18 protein-coding genes and 1 other annotated feature (1 of these 19 running past the window's edge) are annotated in these 21,230 nt (G+C 42.7%); of the genes, 2 read left to right on the plus strand and 16 right to left on the minus strand.

The genetic code is table 11. The annotated features are described in order from the left end of the window. Positions 1-20: a binding site (T-box leader), on the minus strand; it reaches 210 nt to the left of the window's first position. Positions 21-188: 168 nt separating this feature from the next. Beyond that, positions 189-377, plus strand: a complete 189-nt coding sequence (locus EV579_RS08505) for a hypothetical protein (protein WP_003216497.1) — start codon at positions 189-191, stop codon at positions 375-377. Positions 378-428: 51 nt separating this feature from the next. On the opposite strand, the gene ysxE is transcribed toward EV579_RS08505, so the two are convergent. The 8 genes from ysxE to hemA all read right to left on the minus strand — a co-directional run bounded on the left by ysxE (position 429) and on the right by hemA (position 9,208). Beyond that, a complete protein-coding gene (gene ysxE, locus EV579_RS08510) occupies positions 429-1,460 on the minus strand; it encodes a spore coat protein YsxE (RefSeq protein WP_133744260.1) in 1,032 nt (343 codons plus the stop codon). Between the two features lie 37 nt (positions 1,461-1,497). After that, on the minus strand, positions 1,498-2,820 hold the full coding sequence (locus EV579_RS08515; protein WP_133744261.1) for a LysM peptidoglycan-binding domain-containing protein: 1,323 nt from the start codon (positions 2,818-2,820) through the stop codon (positions 1,498-1,500). Between the two features lie 136 nt (positions 2,821-2,956). Then, entirely contained in the window at positions 2,957-4,249 is a 1,293-nt protein-coding gene (gene hemL, locus EV579_RS08520) for a glutamate-1-semialdehyde 2,1-aminomutase (protein WP_024427834.1), read from the minus strand. Positions 4,250-4,276: 27 nt separating this feature from the next. Then, positions 4,277-5,245 (minus strand): porphobilinogen synthase, encoded by a 969-nt coding sequence (hemB, locus tag EV579_RS08525; protein WP_029706177.1) that lies wholly within the window; start codon positions 5,243-5,245, stop codon positions 4,277-4,279. Further along, positions 5,245-6,036 carry a uroporphyrinogen-III synthase gene (locus EV579_RS08530; protein WP_133744262.1) on the minus strand — a complete coding sequence of 264 codons (792 nt, stop codon included), beginning with the start codon at positions 6,034-6,036 and terminating at the stop codon, positions 5,245-5,247. The genes hemB and EV579_RS08530 overlap by 1 nt, the downstream gene beginning before the upstream one ends. Further along, positions 6,033-6,965 (minus strand): hydroxymethylbilane synthase, encoded by a 933-nt coding sequence (hemC, locus tag EV579_RS08535; protein WP_098677011.1) that lies wholly within the window; start codon positions 6,963-6,965, stop codon positions 6,033-6,035. The genes EV579_RS08530 and hemC overlap by 4 nt, the downstream gene beginning before the upstream one ends. A 37-nt stretch (positions 6,966-7,002) precedes the next feature. Next, the gene (locus EV579_RS08540; protein WP_024423174.1) at positions 7,003-7,833 is read right to left on the minus strand and encodes a cytochrome c biogenesis protein; all 831 of its coding nucleotides are present in this window, start codon (positions 7,831-7,833) and stop codon (positions 7,003-7,005) included. A 7-nt stretch (positions 7,834-7,840) separates the two neighbouring features. Next, positions 7,841-9,208, minus strand: coding sequence for a glutamyl-tRNA reductase (gene hemA, locus EV579_RS08545; protein WP_024427831.1), 1,368 nt, complete (start codon positions 9,206-9,208; stop codon positions 7,841-7,843). Positions 9,209-9,450: 242 nt separating this feature from the next. Here hemA and EV579_RS08550 point away from each other — a divergent pair, with 242 nt between their 5' ends. Next, the gene (locus EV579_RS08550; RefSeq protein ID WP_133744263.1) at positions 9,451-9,936 is read left to right on the plus strand and encodes a hypothetical protein; all 486 of its coding nucleotides are present in this window, start codon (positions 9,451-9,453) and stop codon (positions 9,934-9,936) included. A 211-nt stretch (positions 9,937-10,147) separates the two neighbouring features. On the opposite strand, the gene yihA is transcribed toward EV579_RS08550, so the two are convergent. From yihA to leuC, 8 genes are all read right to left on the minus strand, one after another. Continuing rightward, a complete protein-coding gene (gene yihA, locus EV579_RS08555) occupies positions 10,148-10,735 on the minus strand; it encodes a ribosome biogenesis GTP-binding protein YihA/YsxC (protein ID WP_024423177.1) in 588 nt (195 codons plus the stop codon). After that, positions 10,732-13,056: an endopeptidase La gene (gene lon / locus EV579_RS08560; RefSeq protein WP_133744264.1), complete on the minus strand. Its 2,325-nt coding sequence runs from the start codon at positions 13,054-13,056 to the stop codon at positions 10,732-10,734. Before lon ends, yihA begins: the two co-directional genes overlap by 4 nt. 171 nt (positions 13,057-13,227) lie before the next feature. Beyond that, positions 13,228-14,889, minus strand: coding sequence for an ATP-dependent protease LonB (gene lonB, locus EV579_RS08565; RefSeq protein ID WP_061109431.1), 1,662 nt, complete (start codon positions 14,887-14,889; stop codon positions 13,228-13,230). A 136-nt stretch (positions 14,890-15,025) separates the two neighbouring features. Then, positions 15,026-16,291: an ATP-dependent protease ATP-binding subunit ClpX gene (gene clpX / locus EV579_RS08570; protein WP_024423180.1), complete on the minus strand. Its 1,266-nt coding sequence runs from the start codon at positions 16,289-16,291 to the stop codon at positions 15,026-15,028. 251 nt (positions 16,292-16,542) lie between these two features. Further along, positions 16,543-17,817: a trigger factor gene (gene tig / locus EV579_RS08575; RefSeq protein WP_024423181.1), complete on the minus strand. Its 1,275-nt coding sequence runs from the start codon at positions 17,815-17,817 to the stop codon at positions 16,543-16,545. Positions 17,818-18,057: 240 nt separating this feature from the next. Beyond that, positions 18,058-19,065, minus strand: coding sequence for a DNA damage checkpoint antagonist DdcA (gene ddcA, locus EV579_RS08580; RefSeq protein ID WP_133744265.1), 1,008 nt, complete (start codon positions 19,063-19,065; stop codon positions 18,058-18,060). A 125-nt stretch (positions 19,066-19,190) separates the two neighbouring features. Next, a complete protein-coding gene (gene leuD, locus EV579_RS08585) occupies positions 19,191-19,790 on the minus strand; it encodes a 3-isopropylmalate dehydratase small subunit (RefSeq protein ID WP_024423183.1) in 600 nt (199 codons plus the stop codon). A gap of 13 nt (positions 19,791-19,803) precedes the next feature. Next, positions 19,804-21,219, minus strand: coding sequence for a 3-isopropylmalate dehydratase large subunit (gene leuC / locus EV579_RS08590; protein ID WP_025092482.1), 1,416 nt, complete (start codon positions 21,217-21,219; stop codon positions 19,804-19,806). Between the last annotated feature and the right edge of the window lie 11 nt (positions 21,220-21,230).

Raw genomic sequence — 21,230 nt, forward strand, 5'->3', positions numbered from 1 at the left:
TTCCTGATCCACGCTTACGATATATCACGTTCATCAGCACATACTCATCTTTTATTAATATTACTAAATGCCTTTTGTTTTCGTCAATCATCTTTTCCGCTTTTCTTCTTCTTTATACAAATTGGGCAGGCACCCTTCGCCCTTTTGCCCATATGATAATAACAAAATGAAGAAGGAGGGCGTTTGATTTGAAGAAGATCAATCCTTACACACTTCCCCCCTGGCTGAGACAAATTCGGGCAGTTGCTTCCCAAGTCGTTCTCCCGATTGCTATATTTCAAGGATTTCGTACGATCATTTTCCCTACGACATTTGACGTCCTCATTCTAGGTATTCTTATTTTTCTCGCCTGTGCCTTTCATCTTGATTGGTTTTAAAAACTCATCATTATGTACCTGCCGATATAAAGCCAACGCAGCATAACCTCGTCATTCCGCCGATGACGAGGCATTTTGTTCTTCTTCAAGCCGTCTAGCCTGCTCAATCTCGTGAATTTTCATGACCGTCGGCTCAGAATTTTTCATCTGCCAATACGCTCTTAACAGCTGCTGGCAGCTTTCCATTTCATCCTGCCCGCCTGCTTCATAGGCTTTTACTGTATCAAACAGCCCTTGCGGATAAGCGAGGTAGCTTAGGAACAAATGCAGTTCTTCCTCCCGAAGAGGGTTTCCTTTTTGATACGTATAAAACAAAGAAGTGCATTCAGGACAAGACGTAGGATAGGTTTTGAAAGTCCGAAAGTAAAAGGTCAAAAGATCATAAATGGGGGAGGCTTTTTTAGACCGCTCGAAATTGGTGAAATGTCCTGTCCCTACATCATTATACAAAAAGTGATGGATCGATAGCTGCCCATGATTTAGCACAACACGCGTTGTCTCTTTGTCTTTCATTTCTTCATGCCAATCTTCTAAACGTTCAAGCGCAAATTCACTGGCAGACATCGCCTCTGAAAAATACATAGCAGCGGCCAGCTCAAATGGCGACATATACCACGTTTGTTCTGCCCGCTCTATGAATCGTTCATACATGTCTTTCTCTGTTTCCCATTTGGTCTTGATTTGTGTGTAATGTGCTTCTATCTCTTGTTCAGTGATATCCATCATGACTTCAGTCCGCTTATGAAGTCTTGCAATCTCTTGAAATAAATATTCGTGCTTATCGTCCTGCTCTTCTCTCTTTTCATTCGTCAGCCACGGCATCAGATAGTATGCATACTGGCTTTCCCGATGACTTGAGAAAAAGGAACCGCTCGTCGTCCGATAAATCGGCACAAAGGAGCGATAGCCCTTTGATTCCAGTTCAAGCATTTGTTCTGTAAATTGCATATGCCGGCTGGCTTTTACTCGCTTTAGAGCAAATACACCCTGCTTTGTATATACCTTAATGACAGCAGGACTGACAGGTTCAATATATTCAGCCTCAAGTCCGTATTCGTATAAGACAGATTGGATTTCATCCACGTTCACTCACCACATTTTCTCGGTCAGTCATCGCTTGCTATGCATTGCTTTTTTGATATTCAGGAATATAAAGAATCTGCCCTTCCTCAAGCTCCGCATCAATCGATAATGAGTTTGTGCGAAGAAGCTGCTGCACATTCAACTGATATCTCTCACAAATACGATCGACCGTATCTTCTTGCTGAACTATACATATTTTCATGCGGGAAAAATCTTCCTCCTCCTGCTTAGCGAACAGCTTTGTTAAATAAAGAGAATTCTCACTGCCAGACGTTTCTCTCACGTCTTCTTCAAGCTCCTCTTCTTCTTGAGCTGACTCATATATTTTAGGTGCTTCCCGTTCATATAACCGCCCGAGCTGATATTCATCATCGTGCGCCTCATGCTCAGGCTCCACTTGATCAGCAGGTGATTCAAAAGCCGGATACGACTGTACCGTTTCTTCCTGCTCTTCAGCAGCTTCCGGATCCTTTCTTACTTCCACTTCAAAGAACGGCTCTTCCCGCTCCTCTTCTTCTAATAGCTTTGGCGGTTCAAAAAATGGTGGTTCCTGCACCTGAGCTTCAGGGATGGATCGATAACCAAGCGCCACAGCTTCTTCTTGATTATTCGGCTGTTCCGGCTGTTCTGGCTCTTCAGGTTCTTCTAATTCTTCAGGTTCGTCGGACGCTTCCTCTACTTCCCTGTTCACCAATTCTATCTCAATTTCTTCTTCCTCTTCTTCTTGTACTTCCTGCACTTCCTGTTCCTCTTGCTCCGCGCGCGTGTCATGTTGGAATACAGGCTGATCCTCATCACGCTCACGTTCTTCGCCTTGCAGCTCTTCTTGTTCTTCTTGTTCTGGCTGCAACCGATAATCGTAGGCCATATCGCCATAATCCACTTCAGGACGATGGACAAATTCATACGGCTCCTCTACAGGCGCTTGAGGCGTTTCCTCGTCTAACAAGCCCTCAATGGCTAAATCAGCCTGAATGGTGAGCAAACGATTCTCTGTCAGCTGGTAATCAAACGCATCAATAAACACAAACACATCATTTAAATGACTAATTTTGTTCTTCGGAATGGTGATATCGACTGGAAATTGATGCAAAAGCTCCGCCGTTCCGTCTTCTCTGACCTTTACCTCATCTGCTTCCCTGTATGTTGGAAAGGAACTCAATTCACCCAATAGCTCCTCCTGATTTATGTTGTATTCTCCTGTTAGCTCGAGTGAACCTCTAATAGAAACATAATCATTCACTTCTTGAACGAGAATGTCAGGGTCAAGAGAAATTGACAGCAGCTCACTGACTTCCTGTCCGCTTTTGAAATAAATGGATTCTTCTACTGAAAACTGTAATCGATTGTTTTGAGACAAGTCGGTGTCCTCCTTTCATCTAATCCTTAAAAAATAAAATTAGATGTCAATACAGTTGTATGAGGGAGGTAGTGAAAATATGATTGGTTTTCTCTAATGCAAAAAAGCCGATATGTCTCCATATCGGCCTTTTGTTTTATCGACGTAGTTTTTGAAAAACCTTTTCCACTGTCTCAATCGTATATTCGATGTCTTCATCTGTATGAGCTGTTGACAGGAATAGTCCTTCAAATTGAGAAGGCGGGAGGAAGATGCCGTGATCGGCCATTTCCTTGTAAAATTCAGCGAATAAAGCAAGATCAGCTGTTTTCGCTTTGTCATAATTGATCACTTCTTCATTTGTAAAGAAGAATCCGATCATGGAGCCCGCACGGTTAAACGTTAATGGAATTCCGTATGCTTTCGCCGCTTTCGAAATGCCTTCTTCTAAACGGTCACCTTTTCGTTTAAATTCTTCATAAGACTCAGGTGTCAGCTGTTTTAGGGTTTCTAAGCCTGCTGTCATCGCAAGAGGGTTACCAGATAACGTTCCTGCTTGATAAATTGGACCGCTTGGCGCAATTTGTCTCATAATATCCGCTCTTCCGCCATAAGCACCGACTGGAAGACCGCCTCCAATCACTTTACCAAGGCACGTCAGATCAGGTGTGATGCCAAAATAGCCTTGCGCGCAGTGATAATCCACACGGAAGCCTGTCATGACCTCATCAAAAATAAGCAATGATCCATATTGCTCCGTGATGTCTCTTAGTCCTTGCAAGAAACCTTCTTGTGGAGGGACAACCCCCATATTTCCTGCGACCGGCTCTACAATAACACCAGCGATATCATCTCCGAATTCTTGAAAAGCAACTTGAATGCTTTCTAAATCATTGTACGGCACTGTGATGGTGTTGCTTGCCGTCCCTTCAGGAACACCAGGACTATCTGGCAGTCCAAGCGTTGCCACTCCAGAACCCGCTTTAATGAGCAAAGAATCACCGTGGCCATGATAGCAGCCTTCAAATTTCACAATTTTATTTCTGCCTGTAAAACCACGAGCTAGACGAAGTGCACTCATCGTTGCCTCTGTACCAGAGCTGACCATGCGAATAACTTCGATGGAAGGAACCCGTTCTGATACAAGTTTAGCTAATTCATTTTCAACTAACGTAGAAGCACCGAAGCTTGTCCCATTTTCCGCTACTCGCTGAATGCTTTCAACAACACGGTCATTCGTATGTCCTAAAATAAGCGGTCCCCATGATAAAACATAATCGATGTATTCATTTCCATCAATATCATAGATCTTGGCGCCTTTGCCTCGTTCCATAAAAATCGGGTCTGTGTTGACTGATTTAAATGCACGCACAGGGCTGTTGACACCACCAGGCATTAATTGCTGTGCTTCTTCAAATGCTTGCTTTGATTTTTCATAGCTACGTCCCATTTCAACGTCCTCCTGTCTATCCGTTCTTTATTCTGAGAGCCATTTTGCTGCATCTTTTGCATGATACGTAATGATGAGTTCTGCTCCTGCACGTTTCATGCTTGTCAGCATTTCAAGAACAAGCTCTTTTTCAGAAATCCAGCCATTTTGAGCGGCGGCTTTCACCATCGCATACTCTCCGCTCACATTATAAGCAACAACAGGGAGGGTAAATTCATTTTTCACATCACGCATAATGTCTAAGTAAGAAAGAGATGGTTTGACAATTAAGAAGTCAGCTCCCTCTTCTACATCAGATTGCGCTTCTCTTAGTGCTTCTAAACGGTTTGCAGGGTCCATTTGATATGTTTTACGATCTCCAAACTGCGGTGTACTATGTGCCGCATCACGAAACGGACCGTAAAAAGCACTTGCATATTTCACCGCATATGACATGACAGGTACATGAATAAAGCCTGCTTCATCAAGTGCCTCACGAATGGCAACAACAAATCCGTCCATCATATTTGAAGGTGCGATGATATCTGCACCTGCACGCGCTTGGCTGACAGCAGTTTTCGCTAATAGCTGAAGAGATTCATCATTTAAAATTTCTCCATCTTCAACGATTCCGCAATGTCCGTGATCTGTATATTGGCATAAGCAAGTGTCTGCAATGACCACGAGCTCTGGGAAATGCTTTTTGATTTCAAGCGTTGCTCTTTGAACAATGCCATGATCGTGATACGCCTCACTGCCTACATGATCTTTATGATCCGGCACACCAAATACAATGATCGATTTGATGCCAAGATCAACAAGCTCTTGGACTTCTTCTTTCACGAGGTCTACAGAAATGTGATATACACCAGGCATTGAAGAGACTTCTTTTCGGACATTTTCTCCCTCTACAAAAAAGATCGGGTAAATGAAATCAGATGGTCTTAAAAAGGTTTCTCTGACTAATTCTCTCATTCCTGCGCTTGTCCGCAATCTGCGGTGTCTGTTAAATTTCATCAATGGTTCAACTTCCTTTCAGATAAACGGCACATTAAATCAAGCATTCCGTCTATCGTATAAGTATCTGGGGTTTCAGAAGAAATCCCGTATTGAAGCAGTGCCTCTTTTGTCAGAGGACCGATCGTCACAAAACAGGTGTCAGATGCAGCAAGCTTCGCTGCGTCTTGTTCCATCACATGCATAAAAGAATGAACAGTGGATGAGCTAGTAAATGTAATAAAATCAAATGATTGCTTCGTCATTGCCGATTTAAGAGCAGCAATTCCTTCCTCATCCTTGACTGTTTCATATAAAATCCATTCTTTTACCTCTATGCCGAGCGGAATGAGGGTCTCTTTCACCACATCTCGTGACAGATGCCCTTTTGCTACAAACACACGCTCTCCTGGGCGTACATGGTCAAGTAATGCATCTGCCAGTTCCTCCGCTATAAATCGTTCTGGCACCACATCCACCTTCAAGCCGTGCTGCTCAAGATAGGCAGAGGTTTTCTCTCCTACAGCAGCCACTTTCAAATGGGTTAAGCTCTTATGTAAATGATGGTCTTTTATGTAATTCAGAAAAAAAGACGCACCATTCACACTCGTGAAAACAAGCCAGTGGCTATTTTGTAAGTCCTTTAAAAAGGCCTGCGCTTTTTCTTTTGTGAGCGTAGGCTCAAACCGAATAAGAGAGGTTAAAACCGCATGACCGTTCAGCGCTTCGATCTTTTGCTGAAACACGCCCGCTTGACGTTCATTTCGAGTGACAAGCACCGTCTGTCCGTGAAGCGATTTGCCTATGCTCATTGAGACAGATCCTTTTTCACCTTGTCGATCAAATCCTTTGCTCCCTTATCGGCCATCTGCTTCGCACACGCTGTTCCAATGGCTTCAGGGTCAGTGCCTGTGACGGTTTCTCGAATAATCGTGTGGCCATCAGCAGATGCAACAAGACCTGTTAGTTCAATTTCATGCTGCTCATTCATCGTTGCATAGCCAGCGATCGGCACCTGACAGCTTCCATCCATTTGTTTGAGGAAGGCTCTTTCTGCAAGGACGGTTTTCTTCGTATATTCATTCGTAAATTGGGCGAGAAGCTTAAGCAGTTCTTCATCATCCCCGCGGCACTCAATCGATAGCGCGCCTTGTCCAACGGCAGGAAGGCAAGTCTCAGGAGATAAAAATTCCGACACGACCTCTTTGCTCCATCCCATTCTGGACAGACCGGCAGCCGCTAGAATAATGGCGTCATACTCTTCACTTTTCAGCTTTTCCAATCTCGTATCAATGTTTCCTCGAATCCATTTAATCTCAAGATCTGGTCTTTCCTGAAGAAGCTGGGCGCTGCGCCGTAAGCTGCTTGTTCCTACAATTGCGCCCTTAGGCAGTTCGCTGAGACTTAGATGATCCTTCGAAATTAGTGCATCCCGCACATCTTCACGCTCAGGAATACAGCCAATAACTAAACCTTCTGGAAGAGCAGCCGGCATATCCTTCATGCTGTGCACCGCCATATCGATATCATGATTCAGCATCGCCTGCTCGATCTCTTTAACAAACAGTCCTTTTCCGCCAACCTTAGATAAAGTCACATCTAAAATTTGATCACCCTTTGTCACAATTTCTTTTATTTCAAAAGAATAAGAAGGGTTTAGTTCAGACAGCTTTTGAATGACCCATTTTGTTTGTGTAATTGCCAGCTTACTTCGTCTAGAACCTACTTTAATTGTACGCAATACGTCTTCCTCCCGACAATGCCTTTAAGACTCATCATTATTGAAACCAATGAAAGGTTGATAAGCTACCAAGCAGAAAATAATTGATCATCAGCACAAGAAATGAAGCGACATTCCATAGTGCCACGATTTTGCCCTGCATATTTCTCACCAATCTGATATATAAGTAAAAGCCGTATAAAAACAGCATAATAAACGAACCAAGCACCTTTGCATCTGTCCAGTACAACGTATCATACGAAATATATGCCCATATGATGCCAAGAATTAAACTAAGCAAGAGCATAGGCACACCAATAATGTTTAATACGTACGCCATATGATCCAGCTTTGATAAGTCTTCAATTCTCAGAAGCCATTTTCCCCATTTTTTCTTTTTCAGCAAACGATATTGAAAGAGATAAAGCAGTGAAAAAGCAAATGAAAGTGAAAAGGCACCGTAGGATAAAATCGCCATCGTAATATGAATCACGAGCAGTTCACTCGTCAGCTTCCCCGTTAGTTCTGCTGAATGGAGATCAGATGGTGTAAAGGTGTGAATCGCCATCATGGAAAAACCGATCACATTTGTAAAAAAGACAATAAATTCAACGCGCAATACCTTTGTGAGCACAAGAGAAAGTGTCACAAGCACCCACGTATAAAAATATAACCCCTCTGCTACATTCAACACAGGGAATCGGTCTGTTTCCATCATAATATAGAACATGTAGACTGTTTGCAGCAGCCAGACAATAGAAAGCAACCAGAAAGCCATTTTTCCAGCCTTCCGGTTGTGTTGAAGAAAATCTATGAAATAGAACAAGACACTTAGTGCATAGATTAAGATCGTTGCTTCATTGAGTCTCGCTACAATGGATTCCATCATCGCTTAATCACTCACTGGCAACTGTAGCAAAGCCTTGCGCCATATTTGGTTTGAACAGCTGAAATGATCCTTGCTCCACCTGCATCGGCTCGACCTTTTGCTCTTCATCTTCAACCTGTAAATCAAAGATTTCTTTAAAGAGTAAAAGCTTTTCCTCTGCATTCGGCTCCGCGGCAATTTCTTTTGCCTTTAAGATAGGATCTTTCAGCATTTGGTTGATGATGCTTTTCGTATGTTTATTTAACAGCTTCATTTCACGGTTTGTGAGGTTTGGAAGCTTCCGCTCAATACTCTGCATCGTATCGGCTTGAATCGTGAGTGCTTTTTCTCTAAGTGCAGAAATGACCGGAACAACACCTAACGTATTCAGCCATTGCTTAAATTCCACAATTTCTGCTTCAATCAGAAGCTCAACCTGCTCAGCCACTGCACGGCGTTCTTTTAAGTTGGCAGCCACGATGCCTTCAAGGTCATCAATGTCATACAAAAAAGCTCCTTCTACTTCAGAAATAGCTGGATCTAAATCACGGGGTACAGCAATATCCACCATAAATAGAGGTCTGCCCTTCCGCTTTTTATTCGCACTTTCGACCATTTCTTTTGTAATGACAAATTGTTTCGCTCCCGTTGAGCTGATTAAAATGTCCGCTTCGGATAATGTTTTTTCTAATTGGTTTAAGCTCTTAGGCTCTCCTGAAAAACGACCCGCCAATTCCTTTGCCTTCTCAAACGTTCGGTTAATGACCGTTACTTGGCCAATTCCTTGACCTTGAAGGTTTTGAGCTGCCAGTTCGCCCATTTTGCCCGCACCAAGAATCAGGACATGCTTATCAGAAAGACGTCCAAAGATTTTTTTGGCAAGCTCAACAGCTGCATAGCTGACAGATACGGCATTAGACGCAATATCCGTTTCCGCATGAGAGCGCTTTGCAACGGTTACCGCCTGTTTAAATAAATAATTGAAAACGGTACCAATGGTCTTCTCCTCTTGAGCTACTTTAAAGCTGGAACGCACTTGACCGAGTATTTGCGTTTCACCAATGACCATGGAATCAAGTCCACAAGCCACACGGAATAAATGCTCAACCGCTCCATCGTTTTCATAAAACTTCAAATATGGAGAGACATCTTCCTTTTCTAAACCGAACCAATCGGCTAAAAATCTTTTTATATAAAACCGTCCAGTATGAAGCTGATCTACTACTGCGTAGATCTCTGTTCGATTACATGTTGAGATGACGATATTCTCTAGAATGCTTTTTTCTTCTTTAAGCTTGGACATCGCTGTTCCGAGCTCACTCGGTTCAAAGCTCAGCTGTTCCCGTATCTCAACAGGGGCTGTTTTATAATCTAAACCCACAACAAGAATATGCATAACTTCAGCTTGCACCCCCAACGCCCTGTCTAATTTATAATAATTACAATATAGAATTTATTATTTATAATGATTATAACATATATTCATTTTTAACTGGATAAAAATTGTGAACAGATTTCAAAAATGTTGTGATATAGTAGAAAAATGTTCGACACCAATTATGCCATATCATCACTTCAAGCAATTTACCAGATTTGGCGCGTGCGGACAAATGATCTGCTTAAAAGAAGGTGACATCTTTGAAGAAGAAATCCATTTTGCTGCCGCTCACTTTATTGGCTGTAGCGCTATATGCCATTCTCTCAGGAGGTCAATTTGACATTTGGAAGGATCAAGAGAAATGGTATACACTTGTACTGCTTTTTGGCCTCGCGTTCTTATATCAAGGAAAAAAGGAGCAAGAAAGCGCTCATGTGTTTATCGGTATGCTCATGGCAGGCCTTTCGCTACACTTTATTCTACAGCCTAAATTGGACCACTGGCCTGACACATTTACAATGATTGTGTTCATCGTAGGACTTGCACTCTTTGTGAAATCATCTCAGAAAAAAGAATATCGAATTGAAAGTGTTGTGCTGATCGCACTCGGTTTGTTCCTTTATTTCTTTCAGCAAATTACAAAACAGCTAAGTTCCCTTTCGATCCCTGTTTCCGGCTTTGAATTGTACTGGCCTTATGTACTGATTGCTGTCAGTCTCCTCTTATTATTTTTAAAAAGGAAATAACTTATACAATAAAAAAGGCATCTGCTCATGGCAGATGCCTTCAGCGTAAAGACAAACCCTCCCATTCGGTGTCAGTCCTGCGTGCTGGTGCTCACGAATCACAAATTCGCTCCGCGCCAGTACTCGTCCTTTCTAGACTTCAAGGGTTTTCTTATCACGCTGAAAAGAAGACAAAGAATAAAAAAAGCATCTGCTCATCGCAGATGCTTTTTTAGCCGTTTACCTTCGCAAGAATCGCATTCCAGGCTTCATCTTTCCCCTTTTTTGTTTCAGAAGAGAATAGGATGAGTTCATCTGAAGGGTCAATGTCGAGCGTCTGTTTGACGACTTTCGCATGTTTTTCCCATTTGCCTTTTGGAATTTTATCCGCTTTTGTTGCGATGACGATCACGGGAACTCCGTAATATTTAAGGAACTCATACATGTTCACATCATCTACTGATGGCTTATGGCGCAGATCCACAATTTGGACGACTGCTTTTAATTCTTCACGCATTGTAATATACGTTTCGATCATTCTACCCCAGGCTTCGCGCTCTGTTTTTGATACTTTGGCAAAACCGTAGCCCGGAACGTCCACAAAATGGAGCATATCATTAATAATGTAGAAATTAAGCGTCTGGGTCTTACCTGGTTTAGAAGACGTACGCGCTAAATTTTTACGATTAATCAATGAGTTGATGAACGAGGACTTTCCAACATTTGATCGTCCAGCAAGTGCGATTTCAGGCAGTCCGCCGCTCGGGTACTGCTCTGGTTTCACCGCACTAATGACGATATCTGATTTTGTTACTTTCATCTTCCCTCTCCTACCAATGCTTTCTCAAGCACCTCATCTAAATGTGAGACCGGAATAAAGGTTAGTCCTTCTCTCACACTTTCAGGAATATCATCAATATCCTTCTCATTGTCCTTTGGAAGAATAATGGTTTTCAATCCTGCACGATGTGCGCCTAATGCTTTTTCTTTTAGTCCGCCAATCGGAAGCACTCTTCCTCTTAACGTTATCTCTCCTGTCATACCAACCTCTTTTGACACAGGACGTCCTGTGAGTGCTGATACAAGAGCCGTCGCAATGGTGATACCAGCTGATGGCCCGTCCTTTGGAACCGCACCCTCTGGAACATGGATATGAATATCGTGCTTTTCATTAAAATTAGGATCAATGTTCAGTTCATCTGCTTTGGATCGAATATAACTGAATGCCGCCTGTGCAGATTCTCTCATGACATCACCAAGCTTACCTGTTAACAAGAGCTTGCCTTTACCAGGAGAAAGCGATACCTCAATTGATAAGGTGTCTCCGCCAACAGTCGTATACGCAAGTCCTGTGACAACCCCGATTTGGTCTGTCGTTTCAGCCTGACCATAACGGTAAAGTCTTTTTCCGAGAAATTCAGATAAGTTCTTTTCCGTCACTGTGATGCGCTTGCGGTCTTCAGCCACAATCGCTCTTGCCGCTTTTCGGCAAATGGCCGCAAGCTGACGCTCTAATCCACGAACTCCTGCTTCTCTTGTGTAATAGCGAATCATATCATAAATCGCTGCTTCACGAAGCTGCAAGTTCCCTTTCTTTAATCCGTGCTCCTTTAGCTGCTTCGGCAGAAGATGATCTTTCACAATCTCTGCTTTTTCAACCTCTGTATACCCTGCAATCGTGATAATCTCCATTCTATCACGAAGTGGACCTGGAATGGTTGCTAAATTGTTGGCAGTGGCAATAAATAACACCTGCGATAAATCAAATGTCTCTTCAATATAGTGATCGCTAAAGTTGTGATTTTGCTCTGGATCCAGCACTTCAAGCATCGCAGAAGACGGATCACCTCTAAAATCAGAGGACATCTTATCGATTTCATCTAAAAGAAACACTGGATTCATTGTGCCTGCCTTACTCATCCCGCGAATGATACGGCCTGGCATCGCCCCTACATACGTTCTTCTATGTCCGCGAATTTCAGATTCATCACGCACCCCGCCAAGAGAGATACGGATAAACTTTCGATCAAGTGATTTAGCAATCGATTTGGCAAGTGACGTTTTCCCTACCCCAGGAGGTCCTGCTAAGCAAAGAATCGGTCCTTTTAATGAATTGGTCAGCTTCTGTACAGCAAGGTATTCAAGTACACGTTCTTTGACTTTTTCCAGCCCATGATGCTCATCATCTAAAATTTCACTTGCAAGCTTTAAATCTAGACGATCTTCTGTATAGATGCCCCATGGAAGATTGATCAGCCAATCAATATAATTTCGAATGACAGAGCTCTCCGCAGAGCTTGAAGGAATTTTTTCATAACGGTTCAATTCTTTTAGCGCCGTTTCACGAACAGATTCAGGCATGCTGGACTCTTCGATTTTAGACATTAATGAACTGACTTCGCCTGTTTTTCCTTCCTTGTCTCCAAGCTCCTTTTGAATGGCTTTCATTTGTTCACGCAAATAATATTCTTTTTGCGTTCGTTCCATTGAACGTTTGACGCGCTGGCCAATTTTCTTTTCAATTTCCAGCACTTCTTTTTCATTGTGGATTAAGCTGATGACACGATTCAGACGTTTTTTGACATCCACTGTTTCCAGTACTTCTTGTTTGTCCTTTAATTTGAGCGGCAGGTGAGAAGCGACAATATCTGCCATTCTCCCCGGTTCCTCAATATCCGTCACCGTTGCATATGTTTCAGCTGAGATTTTTTTTGAAATTTTTATGTACTGATCAAAATGATCTAACAAAGTGCGCATGAGTGCTTCTGCTTCTGCGTCCTTTAACTCTTCTTCTGCCAATTCTTTAATATCGACGGACGTATAGTCCTCAAGCTCCACATATGACTCGATCTGCGCTCGATTTAAGCCTTCAACGAGTACACGAATCGTTCCATTCGGCAGCTTCAGCATTTGTTTGATTTTTGTGTAGGTGCCGACTTTGAAAATTTCCTCTTCACCTGGTTCATCTATTGAAATTTCCCGCTGTGTTGCTAGAAAAATCATATGATCGTTCATCATCGCCTGTTCTAATGCTTGAACAGACTTCTCGCGTCCAACGTCCAAATGCAAGACCATTGTTGGATAAACAAGCAAGCCTCGCAATGGGAGGAGCGGAACATTCTTTTTGATTTCATCTGCCATGTTGATTGACACCTCCGTCACTAGTATGAATCATTATAATATACCTGTTTCAGTCTTGTACAATGTAAAAGACTTGAGAAATGATGATCTTACCGTAGTATACCCTTTCTTTTTATCTTGAAAAAGAAAAAAAGATCTATTTCACTAAAAAATCCCCATATGTGATGGGGATTAAACAGATTTTCTTTTCATTTCCTCTTCTAGTCCATCTTTCTTCTCATCTGGCGGGTTGACCAAACAGTGATCCAGCACCTCTTGGAAGTGCTTCACAGGCACAATAGTGACGCCTTCAATCTCTTTTAAGATCGACTGCTGGTTTTCATAAGGAATAATCACGGTTGTGGCACCAGCTTGTTTCGCCGCCTTAATCTTCGGTATCACACCGCCGATCGGCTTCACCTGACCTTGCAATCCGATTTCACCTGTCATTGCTGTCAGATGATCAATCGGGATTTGATGAATGGCAGAGAAAATCGCCGCCGCCATGGCAATCCCAGCAGACGGTCCATCAATAGGGGCACCGCCTGGAAAATTAATATGGATGTCATATTCATTTGTCCGTATACCCAAGTTTCTCAGCACTGTTAATACATTTTCAACAGATCCTTTTGCCATACTTTTTCGTCGAATAGATTTAGACTGACTGCCAATGCTTTCTTCTTCTGCAATGCCTGTAATGTTGATACTTCCTTTTTCGAGTGCCTTACATATATTCACTTCAATCTCGAGCAAGGCACCGCTGTTTGGTCCGTAGACTGCCAGACCATTCACTACACCGACTTTTGGCTTTTCCGGTACTTTTTGTTCATATCTTGGTGTCAGCTGGCTTGAGTGAATGACCCACTCGACATCGGCGATCGTGATGTCTTTTCTGTTTTCCGTGACGGCCATTCCAGCGGCAATCTGCACCATATTGACTGCTTCACGGCCATTTTTCACATAAGAGGTTAACAGGTTCAGCCCTTCATCACATAATTCCTTTTGGATTTTCTGGACAGCCTTAGCAGCGACAATTTTCAGTTCATGCTGGTCAAGGTCCTTAAAGAAAATTTCCAAACACCTCGATCGAATCGCTGGTGGGATTTCTTCAGGTGTTCTTGTCGTGGCGCCAATCAATCGAAAATCAGCCGGAAGTCCATTTTGAAAAATGTCATGAATGTGATTCGGAATTTGAGTGTTTTCCTCACTATAGTAGGCGCTATCTAAAAATACTTTCCGATCTTCAAGGACTTTCAGCATTTTGTTCATTTGAATCGGATGCAGTTCCCCAATTTCATCGATAAACAGAACCCCGCCATGCGCATGCGTAACGGCTCCTTGTTTTGGCTGCGGAATGCCTGCCTGTCCCATCGCTCCCGCCCCTTGGTAAATTGGGTCATGCACAGAACCAATGAGCGGGTCTGCGATGCCCCGTTCATCGAATCTTGCGGTTGTGGCATCGAGCTCCACAAATACCGCATCTTTCTTAAACGGTGAATCAGCATGACGTTTCGCTTCTTCCATAACAAGACGGGCAGCGGCTGTTTTTCCAACCCCCGGTGGTCCATAGACAATGACATGCTGAGGGTTCGGTCCGCACAGCGCTGCTTTTAGAGCACGAATGCCGTCTTCCTGCCCTACAATATCTTGAAACCCCTTTGGCCGGACTCTCTCTGATAAAGGCTCACTCAGCTTGATTGACCGCATCTTTCTGAGTGCTTCCATTTCTTTTTTTGATTCTTTGTCTATCGTCACCTTTTGTGTGCGCTGATTTCGCAGTAAGTTCCAAAAGTACAGCCCGATGACGATACCAAAGAACAGCTGTATAAATAATACGATTCCTGTCCAGCTCAATCGGTGCTCCCTCCTTCATCTATCGTATGTATTGGTTTCTGTCTGCTAGTATTTCCTAGAGCTGGACGGAATAAACACGTCTTCTACGATAAATAAAAAACTCCTGAATCAAAATGATTCAGGAGCGAGACTTCTCTTATGCAGATGTTTTAGTATCTTTGTTGACGACTGTGCCATCCTTTAACACAAGACGCGGCGGCTCACCATCAGCAACCGTTGCACCAGTGATGACACATTTTTCAATATCATCACGAGATGGAAGGTCAAACATGACATCAAGCATGATGCCTTCAATGATCGAGCGAAGACCACGAGCTCCTGTTTTACGCTCAATTGCCTTTTTCGCAATTTCGCTAAGAGCATCTTCTTCAAATTCAAGCTCTACATCGTCAAGCTCAAGCATTTTTGTATATTGCTTAACAAGCGCATTTTTAGGCTTCGTCAAGATTTCTACAAGTGCTTTTTCATCTAACGGCTCTAGGCTTGCAATAACCGGCAGACGACCGATGAATTCTGGAATTAAACCGAAGCGAAGCAAGTCTTCTGGCAGTACTTTTGATAGAAGGACTTCTTTTTCAAGATCTTCGACTTTATTTTCCGCACCGAATCCAATTACTTTTTGACCTAAGCGGCGTTTGATGATTTGCTCAATCCCGTCAAAGGCTCCTCCACAAATGAAGAGGATGTTCGTCGTATCAATTTGAATGAATTCTTGATGCGGATGCTTACGTCCACCTTGAGGCGGTACACTAGCGACTGTTCCTTCAAGAATTTTCAAAAGGGCTTGCTGGACGCCTTCCCCAGATACATCGCGAGTGATAGAAGGGTTTTCTGATTTTCTTGCTACTTTATCGATCTCATCGATGTAGATAATGCCTTTTTCCGCTTTTTCTACATCATAATCCGCTGCCTGGATCAGCTTTAGTAAAATATTCTCTACGTCTTCACCAACATAACCCGCTTCAGTTAATGATGTTGCATCTGCGATCGCAAATGGAACATTTAAAATACGTGCAAGTGTTTGAGCAAGTAATGTTTTACCGCTTCCTGTTGGTCCAATCATAGAAATATTACTTTTCGAAAGCTCAACATCATCAATCTTGCTGTTGGAATTGATCCGTTTGTAGTGGTTATACACCGCTACAGCTAAGGATTTTTTCGCATTGTCTTGTCCGATGACATATTCATCAAGAATCTCCCGAATTTCATGAGGCTTCGGAACATCCTTGAATTCAACTTCTTCCTCTGTGCCGAGCTCTTCTTCAACTATTTCCGTGCAAAGCTCGATACATTCATCACATATATATACGCCAGGTCCTGCGACCAGTTTACGCACTTGATCTTGCGTTTTTCCGCAAAACGAGCATTTTAATTGACCTTTTTCCTCGTTGAATTTAAACATTCTTTCACCCCTTATTCTTCTTCACTTGCCTGTAGCTAACAGTCAGCTACCTTTCTGGGTCCAGTATGTATGCATTTTACCATACTTTCCTAAAAGACGGTAACGATGTGTTTCTAACACTGCACATTGAGATATGTATGACAGAAAGATGCGACTTACACTATCGTTTCCAAAAGAAGCGATGATAAGTCAAAAATTGTACAAAACAAGGCACGAGTCACTCGCGCCCTGTTTTATTATTATGCACCATATTAACGGTTTTCTACAAGAAAATCAATTGCTTTACGAACTTTTAGATCTTCTTTCATTGCTTCAGTAGATCCGATCGCTTGTTTGATATTTTCAATTGGCATGTTGTATGCTTCAGCCATTTTTGAAAGCTCTTCTTCCACTTCTTCGTCAGACACTTGTAAGTTTTCTGCAGCAGCAATTGCTTCAAGTGTTAGGTTAGATTTTACGCGTTTAGCAGCATCTTCTTTCATTTGCTCTTTCAGCGCATCTTCATCTTGTCCAGAGAATTGGAAGTAAAGCTCAAGGTTCATTCCTTGCATTTGAAGACGTTGTTCGAATTCTTTCATCATGCGGTCTAGCTCAGTGTCAACCATCGCTTGTGGGATGTCAACTTCCGCATTTTCAGAAGCTTTCGCAACTAGCTCTTCACGAAGTTTTCCTTCTGCTTCGTTTTCTTTTGCTTCTTCAAGACGTTTCTTCGTTTTTTCAGTTAACTCAGCAAGCGTTTCTACTTCTTCATCAACATCTTTAGCGAACTCATCGTCAAGTGCTGGAAGTTCTTTTGCTTTGATTTCATGAATTTTCACTTTGAATACAGCTGGTTTACCTGCAAGGTCTTCAGCATGGTATTCTTCTGGGAATGTAACTTCTACGTCTTTTTCAGCGCCAGCTTCAAGACCAACTAATTGCTCTTCGAAACCAGGAATGAATGAACCAGAACCTACTTCAAGAGAGTAGTTCTCAGCTTTTCCGCCTTCGAATGCTTCTCCATCAACGAATCCTTCGAAATCAAGAACAACTGTATCGCCGTTTTCGATTGCGCCTTCTTCTTTGACAACAAGCTCAGCTTGACGGTTTTGCATGCCTTTAAGCTCTTCTTGTACATCTTCATCAGTAACAGCTGTGTCGTCTTTTTCTACGTTAAGTCCTTTGTAGTCACCAAGTTTTACTTCAGGCTTCACTGTTACTTTTGCAGTGAAGATTAAGTTTTCGCCTTTTTCGATTTTCTCAACATCGATTTCAGGGCGGTCAACTGGCTCGATACCAGCTTCGTCGATTGCTTTTGGATATTCAACCGGAAGAAGAATATCTAATGCATCTTGATAAAGAGATTCTACACCAAAACGCTGCTCGAAAAGACCACGTGGTACTTTCCCTTTACGGAATCCAGGGATCGATACTTGCTTAACCACTTTCTTAAATGCATCATCAAGTGCTTTGTTAAATGTTTCAGCGTCAACTTCTACAGTTAGTACGCCTTCGTTACCTTCTTGTTTTTCCCATTTTACTGACATGTGTGTTTCCCTCCAAAAATCTATTCAGATTGTGCGTTGCTCCATTCTAAAGCATCATAAAGACTTCGTCCAATCAAAAACCACGCACTCCGCTAAGAAGCTTGCATTATGTATACAACATTTGACTTGATTATACATATCGTCTTTCAACCGTTGGAATCTGACAACTGCACTATATATGCACAAATACAACCATTATATTATAACATAACAAGTCCGTCTTTCAACTAAATCGACAAATTACAAATAAGAAATTTCTTCAATATCTTTCAGCATTGTGCAAGCTTCTCTCAGCTCTCGTTCGTTAAATTCATACAATAGATGCAATTCTTCGAGTTCAATCTCAATCCCATGCATTTCATAGCCTACTTTATGAAGTGCCGCTGCCCAAAGACTCGGATCTGTGTATTTAGGAAGAAATGGATACAACACAAATAAGTGCCGGCGCCATAACTCTTCCACGGCTTGGTAAAGGGTCGGATTCTCATTGCCGAGCGTGTCATCAAGCATACGAAGGACTTGCTGAAGAAGCGGCATCTGCTCTGGCTTTACAGCCTCAGAAGGAATAAGGGTTAAAGAATCACCGAATTTTGTCACATGAACCTGTTTTGCCACATCATGATCTGCCAGAAGCTGCAGGATCATTGATTTGACCAAAGGGTTCCCATCAGGATTTTGTAATATGGTATTTAATAGACCCATATGCGGTGTAATATTCCGGTCTTTCAATGAATGAATGAACTGGACCTGTTCTTCCGGACGCTTCAGCATATCATCTATGTTGACCTCACTTCCGGCGTCCTCATCTTCATCTAAAATCTCTTCAGGTGATTCAATCATTTTTCTGCTAAATTCGAGCAGCTTGTAAAAATGCTCCGCGCTTTCTGCCGGAAGATGGTTTTCCTCAAGCACAGCCTCAATCGTCTGTTTGACTTCTTCATATTCTTTCAGCTGAATGAGGATCGTCATATACACTTGGAGCACAGTGAAATAGTGACCATATCCTTCATGCAGCATTTTTTCACAAACACGCTTTGCATCCTGCAGCTCACCCAGCTCCAGAAAACAAATAGCCATTCCGAGGTGAATATCGGATTCTTCATCGTCATCATACGATTTAGCTTCTGAAAACAAGTGAAGCGCCTCTTGATACTGCTTATCTTTTAATGCTGCCATTCCTTTTTCAATCAGTCTTTCTTTCAGACCAGGAAACAAAATGACATTATCTTTCTTCTTGTCATGCTTCATGCTTACGTTCCTTTCGGGCGCATATTTTTTATCAGTTTACCAACGAAGATTAGTAAACACAAGTAACGAGAGGTTTTCATGCAAAAAAGAAGCCGTCACACCTCGGGCGGACAGCTTCTCGTTGCTTAAGCGCGCAGCCAGCTGCTGCGCTTTTCTTCAAATGCTTGAATGTCATCTTCTAGTAGTAATGTTAATGAAATCTCATCATAACCATTTAGGAGCATTTCTCTCCAGTGAGGGTCAACTTGAAAAGGGGTGATATTCCCTTCGTGATCTTCTATTTGCTGTTTTTCAAGATCAACCGTCATCTCATACCCTTTGTTCTCATATGACGCTGCGAAGGTTTTCCACACATCATAATCAAGGCGAATCGGAAGCATCCCATTTTTAAAGCAGTTTTGATGAAATATATCTGCGAATGATGGTGCGATGACAATTTTAAAGCCATAATCATCAAGCGCCCAAGGAGCATGTTCCCTAGATGATCCGCAGCCAAAGTTTTCTCCTGCGATCAAAATGGATGCTCCTTCATAGATCGGCTGATTTAGTTCGAAATCTGGATTTGGGCTGCCATCGGCTAAATAACGCCAGTCGAAAAAGGCAAAGCGGCCATATCCTGTTCGTTCGATTCTTTTTAAAAATTGTTTCGGAATAATTTGATCTGTATCTACATTGATCCGGTTAAGCACAGCGGCTTTCCCTTTATGAGTGACTAAAGGCTCCATCTATGACAACTCCTTACACGACTGTTTTCTCTTGATTAAACTTCCTGACATCGACAAAGCGGCCATGTATCGCAGCCATTGCAGCCATTGCCGGGCTGACAAGATGCGTTCTCGCACCCTTCCCTTGACGCCCTTCAAAGTTACGGTTTGATGTGGACGCGCAGCGTTCGCCCTCCGGTACCACATCGTTATTCATACTAAGGCACATACTGCAGCCTGATTCTCTCCATTCAAATCCTGCTTCAAGGAAGATTTCATGAAGACCTTCTTTTTCTGCTTGCAATTTGACACTTTGAGAGCCAGGCACCACAATCGCTCTGACATGATCTGCTACTTTTTGTCCTTCAATCATAGAAGCAGCTTGACGTAAATCAGTCATTCTTGAGTTCGTACATGAGCCGATAAAGACATGCTCAATCGTAATATCTTCTATACGCTGATGCGGGTGGACACCCATGTATTCGTAAGCACGAATTGCTTCTTTTTGATCATCTTCTTGTGCAAAGTCCTCAGGTCCTGGGATTGATGCATCCACAGGCAGTACCATTCCTGGGTTAATTCCCCACGTAACCATTGGTGAAATCTGATTTCCATCTAACACAATGGTTTTATCGTAGGTTGCACCTGGATCTGTTCTAAGTTCTTCCCATTCTTTAATAGCTGCTTCGAAGTCTTCACCCTGCGGTGCATATTTGCGTCCGCGGCAATATTCGAAGGTGACTTCATCAGGTGCAATCAATCCTGCTCTTGCGCCTGCTTCAATTGACATATTACAAACGGTCATCCGCTCATCCATCGTCATGTTTCTGAATACTTCCCCAGTGTATTCAATGACATAACCTGAGCCGAACTTCACGCCGTGCGCACCAATGACGGCTAAAATGACATCTTTGGCGGTTACCCCTTTTTGAAGCTTTCCGTCTACTCTAATTTCTAGCGTTTTCGGACGCTGCTGCCAAAGTGTTTGTGTAGAAAGTACATGTTCAACCTCACTAGTACCGATCCCAAAGGCAAGTGCACCAAACGCGCCGTGAGTTGATGTATGACTATCTCCACAAACGATTGTTTTCCCCGGAAGTGTCAATCCAAGCTCAGGTCCAACGACATGGACGATTCCTTGGTCAACACTGTGAAGGTCAGCAAGACGAACGCCAAATTCCGCACAGTTGCGCTCTAAGGCACTTACTTGCTTTTTAGCAATCTCATCTTTGATCACAAATCGATTCACAGTTGGGATGTTGTGATCCATCGTCGCAAACGTGTTTTGAGGTCTTCTCACCTTGCGCCCTTTTTGTCTTAATCCTTCAAATGCTTGAGGTGATGTCACTTCATGCACCAAGTGCAGATCAATATATAAAAGGTCTGGTTTTCCCTCGCCGCTTTTGACTACATGCTGATCCCATATTTTTTCGATGATTGTTCGAGGCATAACCCTTTTCC

The organism is Bacillus sp. BK450 (genome assembly GCF_004364885.1).
Classification (GTDB): domain Bacteria; phylum Bacillota; class Bacilli; order Bacillales; family Bacillaceae; genus Bacillus; species Bacillus safensis.